Source organism: Nocardia sp. NPDC060259, assembly GCF_042728775.1.
In the GTDB taxonomy this organism is placed as follows: domain Bacteria; phylum Actinomycetota; class Actinomycetes; order Mycobacteriales; family Mycobacteriaceae; genus Nocardia.
Genome location: NZ_JBHXAY010000021.1, coordinates 1 through 15,922, shown reverse-complemented (window position 1 = coordinate 15,922; position 15,922 = coordinate 1). Strand labels below are relative to the sequence as shown.

Sequence of the window (15,922 nt, the reverse complement as noted above, 5' to 3'; positions counted from 1 at the left end):
ACTCCTATCGAACGAGGGAACCGAACGAGTGCTGCCCGGTGGCCGCGCCCCGGCGCCACGCGAGCCGGAACGCCATGGTCGCGGCCACGACGGCGGCGCACACCACGGCCGCGATCACCACGAGCACCAGCACACCCGACCGGCCCACTCCGGCGTACCTGGCGATCAACGCCGAGGCCGCGATGGGGCCTGCGGTGGCCAGGACGGGAATCAGCAAGATCAGGCCGACGGTCACCAGAGCAGACGGCGACATCGACGATTTCAGTGCGGAAATGCCCTGTCGGGAGATGATCCTGCGCGGCCCCGACTGCCGTGCGACTGTAGCCATTTCCGCCTCTCCGTTACCTGAATGGAACCCAGCGAACCATGGGCTACTAAACCTACAGCCCGGACCCGGACTACCAGGAGATTCGTCACGAAACAGTGATAACCCGCAGCGGCCAGACATTCATCCGCAAATGAAATTTGCAGGTCAAAGGCACTTTTATGGTTAGCGGAGAATTTGCTGTCGGCGAATAGCATTCAGATCGCGTAACAATTCCGAGCACCATCGACGGGCGCGACAGGGAGGACCACCGGCCGGTGTGCACACTGCCCGGAATCGCTGGCGAGTTCGAGGTTCTTATTCGACGTGCTTCGACCCGGAACCGAAGCTACCTTCCAGCCGATTGCGTGATCCCGGATGAATCAAACGCGCCGCACTGACGAGCCCACCCGAGGACCAGGTGCGGCGCCGGATGAGCAGACACGGCTCGTCGCGGTCGATATCGAGGAGCTTGCACTCCTCCCTGCTGGCCCGCACCGCCTCCACGACATGTTCGCCGCGAATCAGGGGCGCGACCTCGCTGAGGTAGGTGTTCGGCGTGACGGTGGTGAAATCCTGGGCCAGGTAGTCGGGCGCCTGGGCCGGATTGACGTAGCGGTCCTCCACCTGAATCGGGACGTCGTCCTCGATGTGCACCAGCAGCGAATGGAACACCCTGCCGCTCATGGCGTTTCCGAGCACCGGATGCCGGTCGCCCGCCTCCTCCGCGCGCACGAACACCACCTCGGTGCGATGCCGGTGCCCGCGCCGCGAGATCTCGTCGGCGATATTCCTGACCTCGAACAGCGGCGAGGCGGCTTTGGTCGGCGCGACGAAGGTGCCCACACCCATCACCCGATTGAGCGCGCCGTCGGCGGTGAGATCACGCAGCGCGCGATTGATCGTCATCCGGGACAGGCCGAGCGCGTTGACCAGCTGATTCTCCGAGGGAATCTGCTCACCCTCGACCCACCGGCCGCCTTTGATCTGCGCCATGATCAGCTGCTTGACGCGTTCGTACGCCGCGAATTCGGTCCCCAGTTCGCTGTACAGCGCGGCCAGGTCCGCATCGACCACTTCGATCGCCACCACCGGTATCCGTTCCCTCAGTTTGTCCAGAGAATACGTTGCGCCCGGACGGCACAGCACGCTTGACAGCTACTTGTATATACAGGACTATACCACTAGTCTGGATTCCAGTGACCCAGGACACAGCCGTCTTTTCGAGGAGTGAACCGATGACCGACGCCGCCACCCCGCCACCTTCCGGCCCCCGGCCCGTGTCCGCCCCGCGCGGATCGCAGCTGCACACGCTGGGCTGGCAGCAGGAGGGCGCCCTGCGGATGCTGATGAACAACCTCGATCCCGAGGTCGCCGAGCGTCCCGACGATCTGGTCGTCTACGGCGGCACCGGCCGTGCCGTGCGCAGCTGGGCGGCGTTCGACGCGATCGTGCGAACCCTGGAGACCCTGGCCGCCGACGAGACGCTGCTGGTGCAGTCGGGCAAGCCGGTCGGCGTGTTCCGTACCAGCGAGTGGGCGCCGCGCGTGCTGCTGGCCAACTCCAATCTGGTCGGCGACTGGGCGAACTGGGAAGACTTCCGCAAGCTCGAGCAGCTCGGGCTGATGATGTACGGCCAGATGACCGCGGGATCGTGGATCTACATCGGCAGCCAGGGCATTCTGCAGGGCACCTACGAGACCTTCGGCGCGGTGGCGCGCAAGCGTTTCGGTGGCACCCTGGCAGGCACCATCACGCTCACCGCGGGTGTGGGCGGGATGGGTGGCGCGCAGCCGCTGGCGGTGACGATGAACGAGGGCGTCGCGCTGTGCGTCGACTGCGATCCGGCGCGCATCGATCGGCGGATCGCGCACGGCTACCTCGATACGAAGGCCGAATCCTTGCAGGAGGCACTGGATCTCGCGATCGCGGCGCGCGACGAACGCCGCGCGCTGTCGATCGGCCTTGTCGGCAATGCCGCCGAAGTGTTCCCGCAGCTGCTGGCCATGGACGCGCCGATCGATATCGTCACCGACCAGACCTCGGCGCATGATCCGCTGTCCTACCTGCCGATCGGTGTCGCGCTCGAGGATTGGCACACCCTCGCCGAGAAGGACCCGGCGTGGTTCACCACCGAGGCACAGGCGTCGATGGCCAAGCACGTCGAGGCGATGGTCGGGTTCCTCGACAAGGGTGCCGAGGTGTTCGACTACGGCAACTCGATTCGTGACGAGGCCCGAAAGGGCGGCTACGACCGGGCTTTCGCGTTCCCCGGTTTCGTGCCCGCCTACATCCGCCCGCTGTTCGAGGAGGGCCTCGGCCCGTTCCGCTGGGCGGCCCTCTCGGGCGACCCGAAGGACATCGCCGCCACCGATCGCGCGATCATGGAGCTGTTCCCCGAGAACGAGCACCTCAAGCGCTGGATCACCATGGCGGGCGAGAAGGTGCAGTTCGAGGGCCTGCCCGCCCGCATCTGCTGGCTCGGCTACGGCGAACGCCACCGCGCCGGCCTGAAATTCAACGAGATGGTCGCCTCCGGCGAGCTGTCCGCGCCACTGGCCATCGGCCGCGATCACCTCGACTCCGGCTCGGTGGCCTCCCCCTACCGCGAAACCGAGGCCATGGCCGACGGCTCCGACGCCGTCGCCGACTGGCCCCTGCTCAACGCTCTGCTCAACACCGCCTCCGGCGCCTCCTGGGTCTCGATCCACCACGGCGGCGGCGTCGGCATGGGCCGCTCCATCCACGCGGGCCAGGTCTGCATCGCCGACGGCACTCCCCTGGCCGCCCAGAAGCTCGAGCGGGTCCTCACCAACGACCCCGGCATGGGCGTCATCCGCCACGTCGACGCCGGCTACGAGCACGCAGCCGACGTCGCCCGGGAGCGCGGGGTGCGAATCCCCATGCAGGAGAACTGATCCCCTCCGCCGCCCGTACCGCTCGGTGCGGGCGGCGGACCGGTCACAGTAGCCGCCACGACGACTCACGCCCAGCCATGGTCGATGCCTTACCGCGAGCGGGTGTGACTACCGGGTTCCCACACGTACTCATCGAGACTGCGCAGCGGCTCGGAACGGAATCGGAGCATCGCGGACGTGGCCGCCGAGCGTGTGACACCGAGGGAGCGGAGCAACGCGTCAGCTTCGGCCGGTGCGCTCTCACACCTAGGCGCCAAGGGTGATCGGTTCAGCGGGTGGGCCTTTCAGCAAGAGGTCCGCCAGTCGGCTGATCAGCTCGCCGGGGGCCACGCGGTCGGGGTTCTCGGTGAGGCCGGCCAGGGTCCACCAGCGGTGGCCGGTGACGGTGGCGCGTTCGACGGCGGTGAAGCCTGAAGTGTCGATGTCGAAGGCGGCTACGCGGACCAGGAAGTAGCGTTCGCGGCAGTCTTAGGTGACGCCGCCCCAGGTGGCGAAGGCGCGGCGGCGCCAGAGTTCGGGGCCTACGACGAGGTCGGTGAGGCCGGTCTCCTCCCTCGCTTCGCGGGCGGCTGTCTGCTGGGCGGTCTCACCTTCTTCGCAGCCGCCGCCGATCGGGTACCAGAAGGGGTGGCCGTCGGTTTCGTCGATGCCGGAGAACAGCAGCAGCCGGTCGTGCTGGTCCAGCATTACCAGGCGAATCGAGTGCCGCACAGTCGGTTCAGGGTGTTCGGTCGGTGGAGGCATGGGGACTCCTGTTCTGTCGACGAGCGAGAAGCCCTATCCAGATTGCCTGAGGACCCGAATCCCGGAACAGGGTTTATTATGACTGACCAGTCAGGCATAATAGATCCATGCCGAAGATTGTCGATCGTGCCGCGCGGCAGGAGGAAATCCTGCTCGCCGCGGCTGCCGTGTTCGCTCGTAAAGGTTTCTCCGCTGCGCGGATCGAGGATGTGGCTGCCGAGGCGGGGATCGCCAAAGGCAGTGTCTATCTGTACTTTCCGAGTCGGGATTCGCTGCTAGCCGGAGTTTTCGAGAGCTACGCGCTGCGGTCGGCGCGGGTGCTCGACGAGATGGGTGAGGGGCCTGCGCTCGAGCGTTTGGAGCGGTTGATCCGTGGCGCGCTGGCGATGCTGGCCGAATATCCCGATCACGCGCGCGTCCTGCTTGATGTGTGGGCCGCGAAACCGCCCATCGATATGGTCGCGATCTATCGCGAATATCGTGCGGCTGTCACCGCATTGCTGCGTGCGGCCGATGCCGAGGGCACGCTGCGCGACGGGATCGATGAGCGGCATGCGGCGGTGATCATCGGGGCCATCGAGGGATGTCTCATCCAGACATTGGTGGACCCGGAGCTGTCGCTGCCGGATCTCACCGAGCCGGTCCTGCGGGTCTGCGTGGAAGGGATCCGGCGATGACACTCACCGATCGGCTGATCGCGCCGGGTGCGACCAGGGCCGAGGTCACCCTCGGCTTCACCGTCGCGATCGGCGGCGCGGCCGGTGCCGCGGCGCTGGCCATCCGGGCGCAGCACTCGTGGCCGGTTGTCGCGGTGATCGCGGTGCTGGCGTTCGATCTGTTCGGTGGATCCGTCGTCAACGCGATGGGTTCGGCCAAGCGCTGGTATCACCGGCCGGGACGCACGGCGGTCCACCATCTGGGCTTCGTCGCGATCCACATCCAGCCGTTCCTGCTGGCCTGGGTGGTGCCCGCGTTCAGCTGGACCGCCGCCGTCACCATCTATGCACTGGCGTTGGGCGGAGCGCTCATCGTGACCGCCGCCCCCGCCACGTTGCGCAGGCCGACCGCCTTCGCCGTCACGGCCTTCGCACTGCTGTGGGTAACCGGCGTACTCACCGTCCCAGCCGAGGTGGCCTGGTTCGCGCCGGTACTGCTGATCAAACTGCTGCTCGCGCACTTGCTTCCGGAAGAAGCGAGTCGCTGATCCGAAAACAACGCTGCCCCTGCCGATTTCGGCAGGGGCACCGTCAGAGTCAGCCCAGCGGACCGACCACCGATTCGGCACCGGCGAGAAGGGCACCGGAAGCGGCGAGGCGGACTGCCGCGTCGATCTCGGGGGCGAGATAGCGGTCGGGGCCTGGGCCGTCGACGTGCGCGCGCAGAACATCGCGGACGGCCGCCGTCGCCGGGGCCGGAGTCAGCGGGGCACGCAGGTCGAGGGCACGGGCGGCGGTCAGTGCCTCGATCGCGAGAACCCGGGTGAGACCGTCGATGGAGCGGCGGAGCTTGCGGGCCGCCGACCAGCCCATCGAGACGTGGTCCTCCTGCATCGCCGAGGACGGGATCGAGTCGGCCGAGGCGGGCGCGGCGAGGCGCTTGAGCTCGGAGACGATCGCGGCCTGGGTGTACTGGGCGATCATGTGGCCGCTGTCGACGCCGGGGTCGTCGGCGAGGAACGGGGGCAGGCCGTGGTTGCGGGCCTTGTCCAGGAAGCGGTCCGTGCGGCGTTCGCTGATGCTGGCGACATCGGCGACGACGATGGCGAGGAAGTCCAGCACATAGGCCACGGGGGCGCCGTGGAAATTGCCGTTGGACTCGACCCGGCCGTCGAGCGTGACCACGGGATTGTCGACAGCCGACGCCAGCTCGTAGCCCGCGACGCGTTCGGCGTGGGCGAGGGTGTCGCGGGCGCCGCCCGCCACCTGCGGTGCGCAGCGCAGCGAGTAAGCGTCCTGGACGACGGTGCAGTCAGGGGTCGCGTGACTGGCCACGATCGCCGAATCGGCGAGCAGACGGGTCATATTGGCGGCGGCGATCGCCTGGCCGGGCTGGGGGCGCAGGGCCTGCAGGTCGGCGGCGAAGACCTTGTCGGTGCCGAGCAGGCCCTCCACGCTCATGGCCGCGGTCACATCGGCCAGGCGCAGCAGATCGCGCAGGTCGTGGCAGGCGAGCACCAGCATGCCGAGCATGCCGTCGGTGCCGTTGATCAGCGCCAGGCCTTCCTTCTCCGCCAGCTCGACCGGGGCGATGCCCGCGGCTGCCAGCGCCTCCGCGGCGGGCAGCAAGGCGCCGTCGGCGTCGCGGACCGTGCCCTCACCGAGGACGGCCAGCGCGACGTGGGCCAGCGGCGCGAGGTCGCCGGAACAGCCGAGGCTGCCGTACTCGTAGACCACCGGCGTGATCCCCGCCGACAGCAGCGCGGCATAGGTCTGCGCGACGACCGGCCGCACGCCGGTCCGGCCGGTGGCCAGGGTCGACAGGCGCAGCAGCATCAGCGCGCGCACCACCTCCCGCTCCACCTCGGCACCCGAACCCGCCGCATGCGAGCGAATCAGGCTGCGCTGCAACTGCTTACGTAGTTCGAGCGGAATGTGGCGGACGGCCAGCGCGCCGAACCCGGTGGACACGCCGTACACCGGCTTCGGGTCGGCCGCCAGCGCCTCGATCCGCCGCCTGCTCTCCCCCATCGCCGCGAGCGCCGCGTCGGACAGCCGCACCGCGGCGCCGTCCCTGGCCACCCGCACCACGTCCTGCGGCGCCACCGGACCCGTGCCGACGACGACCGGTTCCACGGTGACCGGCGCGGACCGGTCCGAGTCGATGCTCACTATGCTTCTCCATTCCGAACTCTGTGCGGGACAAAAACTTTCAGGCGATATCGGCGACGGGTTCCGGCGCGGGAACCGCTTCGGGCTCGGCCGGAACGGGGCGCACCCACAGGCGGTAGGCCACGCACAGCAGCGCCAGCCACACCGCGCCGACGACCAGCGCCACCCTGCTGTCGGCGTCGAAGGCGATCACCGCGATCACGAACACCAGGAAACCGATGGTGATCAGCTGCCCGTACGGCCAGAACGGCACCGGGAACTTCAGCGCGGCGACCTGCTGCGCCGACATCCGCTGTCGCGAGCGGTACTGCGAGAACAGGATCATCAGCCAGACGAAGATGGTCGCGAAGGTGGCGATCGAGGCGATCACCAGGAACACCTTGTCCGGGATCAGGTAGTTCAGCAGCACGCCGACCAGCAGGGTGACGGTCATGACGACCACCGTCATCCACGGCACGCCGTTGCGCGAGACCCGCTGCATCACCGCGGGCGCCTGACCACGCTGGGCCATGCCATACATCATCCGCCCCGCGCCGAAGATGTCGCTGTTGATGGCCGACAGCGCCGCGGTGATCACGACGACGTTGAGCACCGCCGCCGCGGGACCGAGGCCAAGGCTCTGGAAGATCTGCACGAACGGGCTGCCCTCGTCGCCGATGCTCTGCCACGGGTTGATCGCCATGATCACCGCGAGGGTGAGTACGTAGAACAGGATGATCCGGATGGGCACGGTGTTGATCGCGCGCGGGATCGTGCGCTGCGGGTCCTCGGCCTCTCCCGCGGTGATGCCGATGATCTCGGTGCCGCCGAAGGCGAACATCACGATGGCGAAGCAGGCGACGAAGCCGCCGAAGCCGGTCGGGAAGAAGCCGCCGTCGGTCCACAGATTCTGCACGCTGCCGCTGGTGTCGTGGATGCCGAAGCCGAAGATCAGGATGGCGATGCCGCCGGCGATCATCGCGACGATGGCGACGATCTTGACCAGGCTGAACCAGAACTCGACCTCGCCGAACACCTTCACGCTGAGCAGGTTGACGGCGCCGATGAAGAAGATGATCGACAGCACCCAGATCCAGCGGGGCACGTCGGGGAACCAGAAGCCCATGTAGACGCCGAACGCGGTGACGTCGGCGAGGCAGACGATGAGCATCTCGAAGGTGTAGGTCCAGCCGGTCAGGAAGCCGGGCAGCGGACCGAGGTGCTTGCTGGCGTATTCGCCGAACGAACCCGAGACCGGGTTGCCGACCGCCATCTCGCCCAGGGCGCGCAGCACGATATAGATCGCGGCGCCGCCGATCAGGTACGCCAGCAGCACCGAAGGGCCCGCGCGGTGGATCGCCTCCGCCGAGCCGTAGAACAGGCCGGTGCCGATGGCCGAGCCGAGCGCGATGAAACGGATGTGGCGCGCGGTGAGTCCGCGCGTCAGCACAGCAACGGGCTTGTTCAAACCATTCTCCCGGGATCGGAAAGGCGCACGGAGCGGGTGATCACCCGATGGATTCGCCTGTGGGGCCGGTCACAGCGACCGGTACATGTATAAACCTGTATATACAGCCGTGTCAATGCACGGCGTGGTCGACCGGGAGCCTAGCGCTTGACGTACCTGTCTATACAGGCATATACATATCGAACGTGACCCAGCGCACATGCTCGGGTCGACGGCGTCACCGCAGAAAGACAGGCCGCTATGACAACGACCGGCTCCGAGGACCTCCTCACGCCCGAACGCCGCACCATCGACGTCGTCCCCGACAGCGAACGGCACGGCACACCGCGCAGCCAGTTCACGCTGTGGTTCGGGGCGAATATGCAGATCACGGCGGTCGTGGACGGCGCGCTCGCGGTGGTGTTCGGCGCCGACGCGCTGTGGGCGATCATCGGCCTGCTGCTGGGCAATGTCTTCGGCGGAGTCGTGATGGCGCTGCACTCGGCGCAGGGACCGCGCATGGGCCTGCCGCAGATGATCTCCAGCCGGGCCCAGTTCGGGGTCAAGGGCGCGGTGGTCCCGCTGGTGCTGGTGATCCTGATGTACCTCGGCTTCGCCGCGACCGGCACCGTGCTGGCCGGGCAGGCGGTGAACAACATGCTGCATGTCGAGAATCCGGTGATCGGCATCGTGATCTTCGGTGCGCTCACCGCGTTCGTCGCGGTCACCGGGTATCGGCTGATCCATGTCGTCGGGCGGGTCGCGACGGTGATCGGCATCGTCGGGTTCACGTATCTGACGGTCCGGCTGTTCGCCGAGTATCCGGTCGGCGATTTCGTCGGCGTGATCGGGTTCGACGCGGCGACCTTCCTGCTCGCGATCTCCCTCGGCGCGGGCTGGCAGCTGACCTTCGGCCCGTACGTCGCCGACTACTCCCGGTACCTGCCGCGCAGCACCAGCGAGCGCACCACGTTCTGGTCGACGTTCCTGGGCAGCGTGCTCGGCTCGCAGTGGTCGATGACCCTCGGCGCGCTGGTGGCCGCGGTCGCGGGCAAGGCTTTCCTCGCCGATCAAGTCGGGTTCCTCGGCGAGCTGGCCGGGCCCGCCCTCCTCGCGTTCTGCGTGTATCTGGTGATCGTGGTGGGCAAGCTGACGGTGAACGTGCTCAACGCCTACGGCGGGTTCATGTCGATCCTGACCACCGTGACCGCGTTCGACGGCCGCTCGCAGATCTCCACCCGCGCTCGCACCCTGTACATCGTCGGCTTCGTCGGCGTCTCGATGGTGATCGCGCTCGCCGCGAGCGCGGACTTCCTGAACAACTTCAAGAACTTCGTGCTGGTGCTGCTCATGGTGTTCACGCCGTGGAGCGCGATCAATCTGATCGACTACTACCTGATTTCGAAGGAACGGGTCGACCTGCCCGCGCTCTACGATCCGAACGGGCGCTACGGGGCGTGGAACGTGCCAGCGTTGCTCTGCTACGGCCTCGGCGTCCTCGCCCAGATCCCGTTCCTCGCGCAGAAGCTCTACACCGGTCCGATCACGCACCTGCTCGGCGGCGCCGATATCTCCTGGCTCGTCGGCATCGTGTTCACCGGCGCGATCTACTACCCGATCGCGCGCCGCACGGCCGACCCGCCCACGCGGATGATCTACCCCACGCACACCGAGATGGTCGACACCCGCAGCTAGGAGGACTCCCCCAGTGCCCACCACCGCACTGACCGATATCGGCACCCTCGTCACCAACGATCCCGCCCTTGGCGACGGTCCGCTCGGCATCCGGCGCGACGCCGCCGTCGTCTTCGACGGCGACACCGTCGTCTGGGTCGGCGACAGCGCCGACGCGCCCGCCGCCGACACCGGCGTCGACCTCGGCGGGCGGGCGGTACTGCCGGGATTCGTCGAGACCCACTCGCACCTGGTGTTCGCCGGTGATCGCGCCGAGGAGTTCGCGGCCAGGATGGCCGGGCGCCCCTACGGGGCCGGAGGTATTCGCACCACCATCGAGGCCACCCGCGCGGCGACCGACGAGCAACTCGCGGCGACTGTGCGGCGGCTCATGGACGAGTCCCTGCGCGCGGGCAGCACGACGGTCGAATGCAAGAGCGGCTACGGCCAGACCGTCGCCGACGAACTGCGCAGCGTCGTGATCGCGGGCCGGTTCACCGACGAGGTGACCCTGCTCGCCGCGCATGTGCCGCCGCCGGAGTACGCAGGGCGCGCCGACGACTACGTGGCGATGGTGTGCGCCGAGATGATCCCACGGTGCGCGCCGCACGCCCGGTGGATCGATGTGTTCTGTGAGCAGGGCGCATTCGACCGCGAGCAGGCACACGCGGTGCTCTCGGCGGGCATCGAGCACGGTCTGGTGCCGCGCGTGCACGGCAATCAGCTGCATCAGGGACCCGGTGTGCAGCTCGCGGTGGAGCTGGGCGCCGCGTCGGTCGATCACGTCGCGCATGTGAGCGCCGCCGATATCGACGCGCTGGCGGGCAGCGAGACCGTGGCCACGCTGTTGCCCGGCGCCGACTTCTGCACCCGCAACAGCTATCCCGACGCGCGGGCACTGCTCGACGCAGGCGTCACCGTGGCGCTGGGCGCCGACTGCAATCCCGGCACGAGCTACACGACGAGCCTGCCGTTCTGTATCGCCCTGGCGGTCCGTGACCTGCGCATGACGCCCGACGAAGCGGTCTGGGCGGCGACGGCGGGCGGCGCACAGGCGTTGCGCCGCACCGATATCGGCGCGCTGCGGCCCGGTGCGCGGGCCGACGCGATCGCGCTGGACGCGCCGTCGCACCTGCATCTGGCCTACCGTCCCGGAGTTCCGCTGATCAGCCAGGTGTGGCGCGGCGGCCTGCTCGCCTACTCGGAATGAGGTCTGCCCGATGATGTCCGAATCCTCGTGGACCGGCCGGATCGACGGCACCACGCCCGAGCATCTGCGCTGGCACCAGGCGGTCACGTCGTACGAGCCGGGCGCCGATCCCGGTGCGTGCGTGTTCGTCGGCTTCGCCAGTGATGAAGGGGTGCGGCGCAACAAGGGTCGCCGGGGTGCGGCGCAGGGGCCGGAGGCGCTGCGCCGCGCGCTGTCACCGATGGCGCTCGGCACCCCGCTGCGCGCGTTCGACGCGGGCACCGTGGCGGTCACCGACGACCGGCTCGAGGACGGTCAGCGCCTGCTCGGTGCGACGGTGTCGGACCTGCTGGACGACGGCGCCTTCCCGGTCGTCCTCGGTGGCGGGCACGAAGTCGCCTACGGCACGTACCTCGGGGTGGCGGGTGCGGCCCGCCGCACGCCGGGCACCATCGTCGGAATCCTCAATCTGGACGCGCATTTCGACCTGCGCCCCGATCCGGTACCCAGCTCGGGCACGCCGTTCCGGCAGATCCTCGAGGCCGACCCCGACGTGCGCTACGCGGTGGTCGGGATCAGCCAGCCAAGCAACACCACCGCCCTGTTCGACACCGCCGACCGGTTCGGCGTGCGGTATCTGCTCGACGACGACTGCGAACCGGCCAGGGTCGCCGCGTTCGTCGCGGACTTCCTGGCCGGGATCGATCTGCTTTATCTGACCATCGATCTCGATGTGCTGCCCGCCGCTGTCGCTCCCGGCGTCAGCGCGCCCGCCGCCTACGGCGTCGCGCTGTCGACGATCCAGGCCGTCTGCGATCAGGTCACCGCCAGTGGCACACTCGCCGTGGTCGATGTCGCCGAGCTCAACCCCGGCCTCGATATCGACCAGCGCACCGCCCGCACCGCCGCCCGCCTGATCCACCGCCTTGTCACCCGGCACGTGCCCGCTGAACCGAACGGTCAGAAGTAGCGCAGCCACACATAGATCCAGGCCATCGTCGTGCTGACAACGGTGACCAGGATGCCGTATTTCGTGAACTGCCAGAAGGTGATTCGCTGTCCGGCGCGAGCGGCGATACCGAGGGCGACGACGTTCGCGCTGGCCGCGACCGCCGTGCCGTTGCCACCGAAGTCGGCGCCGAGCGCGAAGGCCCACCACAGGGAACGGCCGGTTTCCGGGTCGGGTGCGTCGGCGACGATGCCCTCGACCACCGGTGCCATGGTCGCCGTGTACGGGATGTTGTCGACGAACGCGCCGAGCAGCGCGGAACCGAAGACCAGCGCGGTGGCGGCGAGGAAGTAGTTGTCCCCGACCACCCCGGTCGCGGCGGTGCCGATCGCGGCGATCACACCGGTGTGGACCAGTCCCGCGACCATCACGAACAACCCCATGAAGAACACCAGGGTCGGCCATTCCACCTCCTGCAGGATGTCACCGATGTCGAGCCCGGAGACCAGCACCATGGCGCCGGCGCCGACCAGCGCGATCACCGACGGCGACACGTGCACGATGCCGTGCAGGCAGAACCCGACGATCACCCCGGCGAGCACGATCAGCGAGCGGACCAGCAGTGTCGGATCGCGGATCGCGCGACGCTCCTGCAGCGCCAGCACCGCATCGACCGATCCGGGCTCGGTGCGCAGTGCCGAGCAGAACAGCAGCCGGGTCAGCACGACGAACACGGCGAAGGTGAGCACGACGATCGGCGCCATGTGGATCAGGAAGTCGTTGAAGGTCAGGCCGGCGCGGCTGGCGATGATGATGTTGGGCGGATCGCCGATCAGCGTCGCCGCGCCACCGATATTGGCGGCCAGCACCTCGGCGATCAGGAACGGTTGCGCGGCGAGGCCGAGCCTGCGGCACACCACCACCGTCACCGGCGCCACCAGCATGATGATGGTGACATTGTCGAGGAACGGCGAGGCCACCGCGGTGATCAGCATGAGCATCACCATCAGCCGGTACGGGTTGCCGCGGGAACGTTTGGCCGACCAGATCGCCAGGTAGTCGAACAGGCCGGTCTGCTTGACGACGCCGACGATGATCATCATGCCGAGCAGCAGGAAGATGACGTTCCAGTCGATGCCCTCGTGCGGGGAGAAGAACACCTGCTCGCCGGGGATCAGCCCGAACACCGCCATCAGGCCCGCCGCGATCAGCACGGTCTTGACCTTGTCGGCCTTCTCCGTGGCGATGAAGTAGAACGCGACCACGAAGATCAGCACGGCGAGGGCTGCGGCCATCGGTCCCGCCTCAGTCGCCGGGACCGGCGACGGCCAGGCTCGTCAGCAGCCGTTCCAGGGTGATCGCGCCGCGCAGGGTGCGCGAGCGGTCGACCACGGCGATGAGCGGACTGTGCTTGCGCGCCATCAGGATCGCGATCTCGAGCAGCGTCGCGTCCGGGGTGACGGTGGCCGGGGAGACCGCGCCGTCGGGCAGGCAGTCACCGACGGTCAGGCTGCCCGGTTCCTGCCAGAACAGGTCGGCGTGCACCTCGTCGATCGTGCGGACCAGCGTCGGATCGTTCTGGTAGGAGCCGGGAATGACCAGGCGCAGCACCTGGGTGCCGGGCAGCACGGCGATGGGCCGGTCGGCGTCGTCGACGACGATCAGGCCGGGCAGCCGGTTGACGACCATCAGCCGCACCGCCTTGGCCACCGGGTCGATGGGCCGCACGGTCGGCAGATTCATCGCGATGTCTTTGGCGCGCATGGTGATTCAGCCCCGGTCCGCGAGGAGGGCGATGCGCTGCTCGAGCCTGGAGAGCCGGTCGCGGACGGAACTGCTGTGCAGGAGTTCGGCGATCTGGTCGGCTTCGTCTGGTGTCAGGGCGATATCGGCGGCCGGTTCGTCGCTGCCCGCGGCGTAGGTGAGCAGGTGGCGGGTTCCCGTCGACTCGGTCAGCAGCGCGAAGCGGAAGCCTGCGCTGGTGCGGAAGTTGTGCAGCACGCCGGTGCCGGGGATCGTCGTGCGATCGGTGTCCATCGGAGAGCGAGTCCTTCCAGACGTGATCGAATGCGCTTACGCATCGAGTCTCGGCGGACCTGGCCGTCGTCACCATCGGCCGTGACACCCATTTCTCCCGGTTCAGGGGCAGGCGGGGCGGGTGCCGAATGGGTGCCGGACCCCATGGACACAGCGCAGGCGCACCAGCATGCTGGGTCGTATGAACCGTCTAGCAGCCCGGACACCGGTGACGGCTCTGTTCTGGCGGGTCTGCTTGCTGAACGGCGTCGTGTTCACCCTCGGCACGCTGATCCTGGCGCTCTCCCCCGCTACGGTCTCCGCCAGGGTCCGGCTGACCGAGGTGCCGGTGCTGGTGATCGGGCTCGCGGTGATCCTCACCGCCAACGCGATCGCCCTGCGCACCAGCTTCGCCCCGCTCGACGAACTCGTCGCCTCGATGCGCCGGGTCGACCCACCCAACCGGGCCGCCCGGCTGGACCGGCGCGCGAGCGGCGACTTCCACCACCTGATCGAGACGTTCAACGCCATGCTCGACCGGCTCGAGGCCGAACGCTCCGTCGCCGGCGCGACCGCGCTGGCCGCGCAGGAGGGCGAGCGGCAGCGCATCGCGCGCGAGCTGCACGACGAGATCGGGCAGAGCCTGACCGTGGCGCTGCTGCGGCTCAAACGGGTACTCGACCGTGCGCCCGCAGGCTTGCGCGAGGAGGTCGAGGAGGCGCAGGAAACGGTGCGCGGATGCCTCGACGAGGTCCGCGGGATCGCGGCACGCCTGCGGCCCGACGTGCTCGAAGACCTCGGTCTGCACAGTGCCGTCAACGCGCTGTGTCACGAATTCACCCGCACCGCGGGCATTCCCGTGCACCGCAGGCTCGACCCGGACATCGACCGGCTCGATCCGGATGTCGAACTCGTCTGCTATCGCATCGCGCAGGAGAGCCTGACCAATGTGCTGCGCCACGCGGGCGCCGACGAGGTGCAGCTGGAACTCACACCGCGCGCGGACACGGTGATCCTGCGGGTGTCCGACAACGGCCGCGGCGGGGTGCTCGAGAACGGGGCGGGCATCCGTGGCATGCGCGAACGCGCCATGCTCATCGACGCGACGCTGACCATCACCTCGCCGATCGCGGGCGGCACCGCGGTCGAACTCGCGATTCCCGTGCGGCAGAACGGAGCACCGATATGAGCGAGCCGACCCGGATCCTGCTGGCCGACGACCACGCCCTGGTCCGCAGCGGGCTGCGGATGATCCTGGACAACGAGCCGGACCTGCGCGTGGTCGCCGAGGCGGCCAACGGATTCGACGCGGTGACCGCGCTGGCCGGCGACCGGATCGATCTGGTCATCCTCGACATCGCCATGCCGCGGATGACCGGTATCCAGGCCGCCCGCGAGATCACCCGCACCCGGCCCGGCGTGCGCATCCTCATGCTCTCGATGTACGACAACGAGCAGTACTTCTTCGAATCGCTGAAAGCGGGCGCGTCGGGCTACGTGCTCAAATCGGTGGCCGACCGCGACCTCATCGAGGCGTGCCGGGCCACCATGCGCGGCGAGTCGTTCCTGTACCCGGGCGCGGTCACCGCCCTGGTCCGCGACTACCTCCAGCTGGCCAGGCAGGGCTCCGCCTTACCCGAGGCGATTCTGACTCCGCGCGAAGAGGAGGTGCTCAAGCTGATCGCCGAGGGGTACTCGGCCCGCGACATCGCCGCCACGCTGGTGATCAGCGCGAAGACCGTCGACCGGCATCGCGCCAACATCCTGCAGAAGCTGGGGCTGCGCGACCGGCTCGAACTCACCCGCTACGCGATCCGCGCGGGGTTGATCGAGCCGTGAGAACGCCGACGGCCCCCGCGCCGGCAGGCTGCGGG

16 protein-coding genes are annotated in these 15,922 nt (G+C 68.4%); 8 read left to right on the top strand and 8 right to left on the bottom strand.

What is annotated here, in order from left to right:
- Positions 1-4 precede the first annotated feature (4 nt).
- Positions 5-328: a hypothetical protein gene (locus ACFWF2_RS11460; protein ID WP_379307037.1), complete on the bottom strand. Its 324-nt coding sequence runs from the start codon at positions 326-328 to the stop codon at positions 5-7.
- A gap of 294 nt (positions 329-622) precedes the next feature.
- Positions 623-1,396 carry a histidine utilization repressor gene (gene hutC, locus ACFWF2_RS11455; protein ID WP_379307036.1) on the bottom strand — a complete coding sequence of 258 codons (774 nt, stop codon included), beginning with the start codon at positions 1,394-1,396 and terminating at the stop codon, positions 623-625.
- Between the two features lie 146 nt (positions 1,397-1,542).
- Between hutC and hutU the strand changes: the two genes are divergently transcribed.
- Positions 1,543-3,222: a urocanate hydratase gene (gene hutU, locus ACFWF2_RS11450; RefSeq protein WP_379307034.1), complete on the top strand. Its 1,680-nt coding sequence runs from the start codon at positions 1,543-1,545 to the stop codon at positions 3,220-3,222.
- 468 nt (positions 3,223-3,690) lie between these two features.
- On the opposite strand, the gene ACFWF2_RS11445 is transcribed toward hutU, so the two are convergent.
- Positions 3,691-3,966, bottom strand: a complete 276-nt coding sequence (locus tag ACFWF2_RS11445; RefSeq protein ID WP_379307032.1) for an NUDIX domain-containing protein — start codon at positions 3,964-3,966, stop codon at positions 3,691-3,693.
- Positions 3,967-4,073: 107 nt separating this feature from the next.
- On the opposite strand from ACFWF2_RS11445, the gene ACFWF2_RS11440 reads away from it, so the two are divergent.
- Together ACFWF2_RS11440 and ACFWF2_RS11435 are read left to right on the top strand one after the other, a co-directional pair.
- Entirely contained in the window at positions 4,074-4,643 is a 570-nt protein-coding gene (locus ACFWF2_RS11440; RefSeq protein WP_379307030.1) for a TetR/AcrR family transcriptional regulator, read from the top strand.
- Positions 4,640-5,170 (top strand): hypothetical protein, encoded by a 531-nt coding sequence (locus ACFWF2_RS11435; RefSeq protein ID WP_379307028.1) that lies wholly within the window; start codon positions 4,640-4,642, stop codon positions 5,168-5,170. Before ACFWF2_RS11440 ends, ACFWF2_RS11435 begins: the two co-directional genes overlap by 4 nt.
- Before the next feature lie 49 nt (positions 5,171-5,219).
- Here the strand turns inward: ACFWF2_RS11435 and hutH are convergent, their stop codons facing one another.
- Positions 5,220-6,794 carry a histidine ammonia-lyase gene (hutH, locus tag ACFWF2_RS11430; RefSeq protein ID WP_379307026.1) on the bottom strand — a complete coding sequence of 525 codons (1,575 nt, stop codon included), beginning with the start codon at positions 6,792-6,794 and terminating at the stop codon, positions 5,220-5,222.
- A 40-nt stretch (positions 6,795-6,834) separates the two neighbouring features.
- Positions 6,835-8,241, bottom strand: coding sequence for an amino acid permease (locus ACFWF2_RS11425; protein ID WP_379307024.1), 1,407 nt, complete (start codon positions 8,239-8,241; stop codon positions 6,835-6,837).
- Between the two features lie 240 nt (positions 8,242-8,481).
- Between ACFWF2_RS11425 and ACFWF2_RS11420 the strand changes: the two genes are divergently transcribed.
- From ACFWF2_RS11420 to hutG, 3 genes are read left to right on the top strand one after another with little or no spacing between them, the layout of a single operon-like run.
- Positions 8,482-9,915, top strand: coding sequence for a purine-cytosine permease family protein (locus ACFWF2_RS11420; RefSeq protein ID WP_379307022.1), 1,434 nt, complete (start codon positions 8,482-8,484; stop codon positions 9,913-9,915).
- Positions 9,916-9,928: 13 nt separating this feature from the next.
- Positions 9,929-11,104, top strand: a complete 1,176-nt coding sequence (gene hutI / locus ACFWF2_RS11415; RefSeq protein WP_379307020.1) for an imidazolonepropionase — start codon at positions 9,929-9,931, stop codon at positions 11,102-11,104.
- A 10-nt stretch (positions 11,105-11,114) separates the two neighbouring features.
- On the top strand, positions 11,115-12,053 hold the full coding sequence (gene hutG, locus ACFWF2_RS11410) for a formimidoylglutamase (RefSeq protein WP_379307018.1): 939 nt from the start codon (positions 11,115-11,117) through the stop codon (positions 12,051-12,053).
- Here the strand turns inward: hutG and ACFWF2_RS11405 are convergent.
- The 3 genes from ACFWF2_RS11405 to ACFWF2_RS11395 are packed head-to-tail and all read right to left on the bottom strand — an operon-like array spanning position 12,044 to position 14,069.
- Positions 12,044-13,327 carry an SLC13 family permease gene (locus tag ACFWF2_RS11405; RefSeq protein WP_379307016.1) on the bottom strand — a complete coding sequence of 428 codons (1,284 nt, stop codon included), beginning with the start codon at positions 13,325-13,327 and terminating at the stop codon, positions 12,044-12,046. The genes hutG and ACFWF2_RS11405 overlap by 10 nt on opposite strands.
- Positions 13,328-13,337: 10 nt before the next feature.
- Positions 13,338-13,796, bottom strand: coding sequence for a CBS domain-containing protein (locus ACFWF2_RS11400; RefSeq protein WP_379307014.1), 459 nt, complete (start codon positions 13,794-13,796; stop codon positions 13,338-13,340).
- A 6-nt stretch (positions 13,797-13,802) separates the two neighbouring features.
- On the bottom strand, positions 13,803-14,069 hold the full coding sequence (locus tag ACFWF2_RS11395) for a hypothetical protein (protein WP_379307012.1): 267 nt from the start codon (positions 14,067-14,069) through the stop codon (positions 13,803-13,805).
- 181 nt (positions 14,070-14,250) lie between these two features.
- On the opposite strand from ACFWF2_RS11395, the gene ACFWF2_RS11390 reads away from it, so the two are divergent.
- Together ACFWF2_RS11390 and ACFWF2_RS11385 are read left to right on the top strand one after the other, a co-directional pair.
- Positions 14,251-15,237, top strand: a complete 987-nt coding sequence (locus tag ACFWF2_RS11390) for a histidine kinase (RefSeq protein WP_379307010.1) — start codon at positions 14,251-14,253, stop codon at positions 15,235-15,237.
- Positions 15,234-15,887, top strand: a complete 654-nt coding sequence (locus ACFWF2_RS11385; protein WP_379033301.1) for a response regulator — start codon at positions 15,234-15,236, stop codon at positions 15,885-15,887. Before ACFWF2_RS11390 ends, ACFWF2_RS11385 begins: the two co-directional genes overlap by 4 nt.
- The last annotated feature ends 35 nt before the right edge of the window (positions 15,888-15,922 follow it).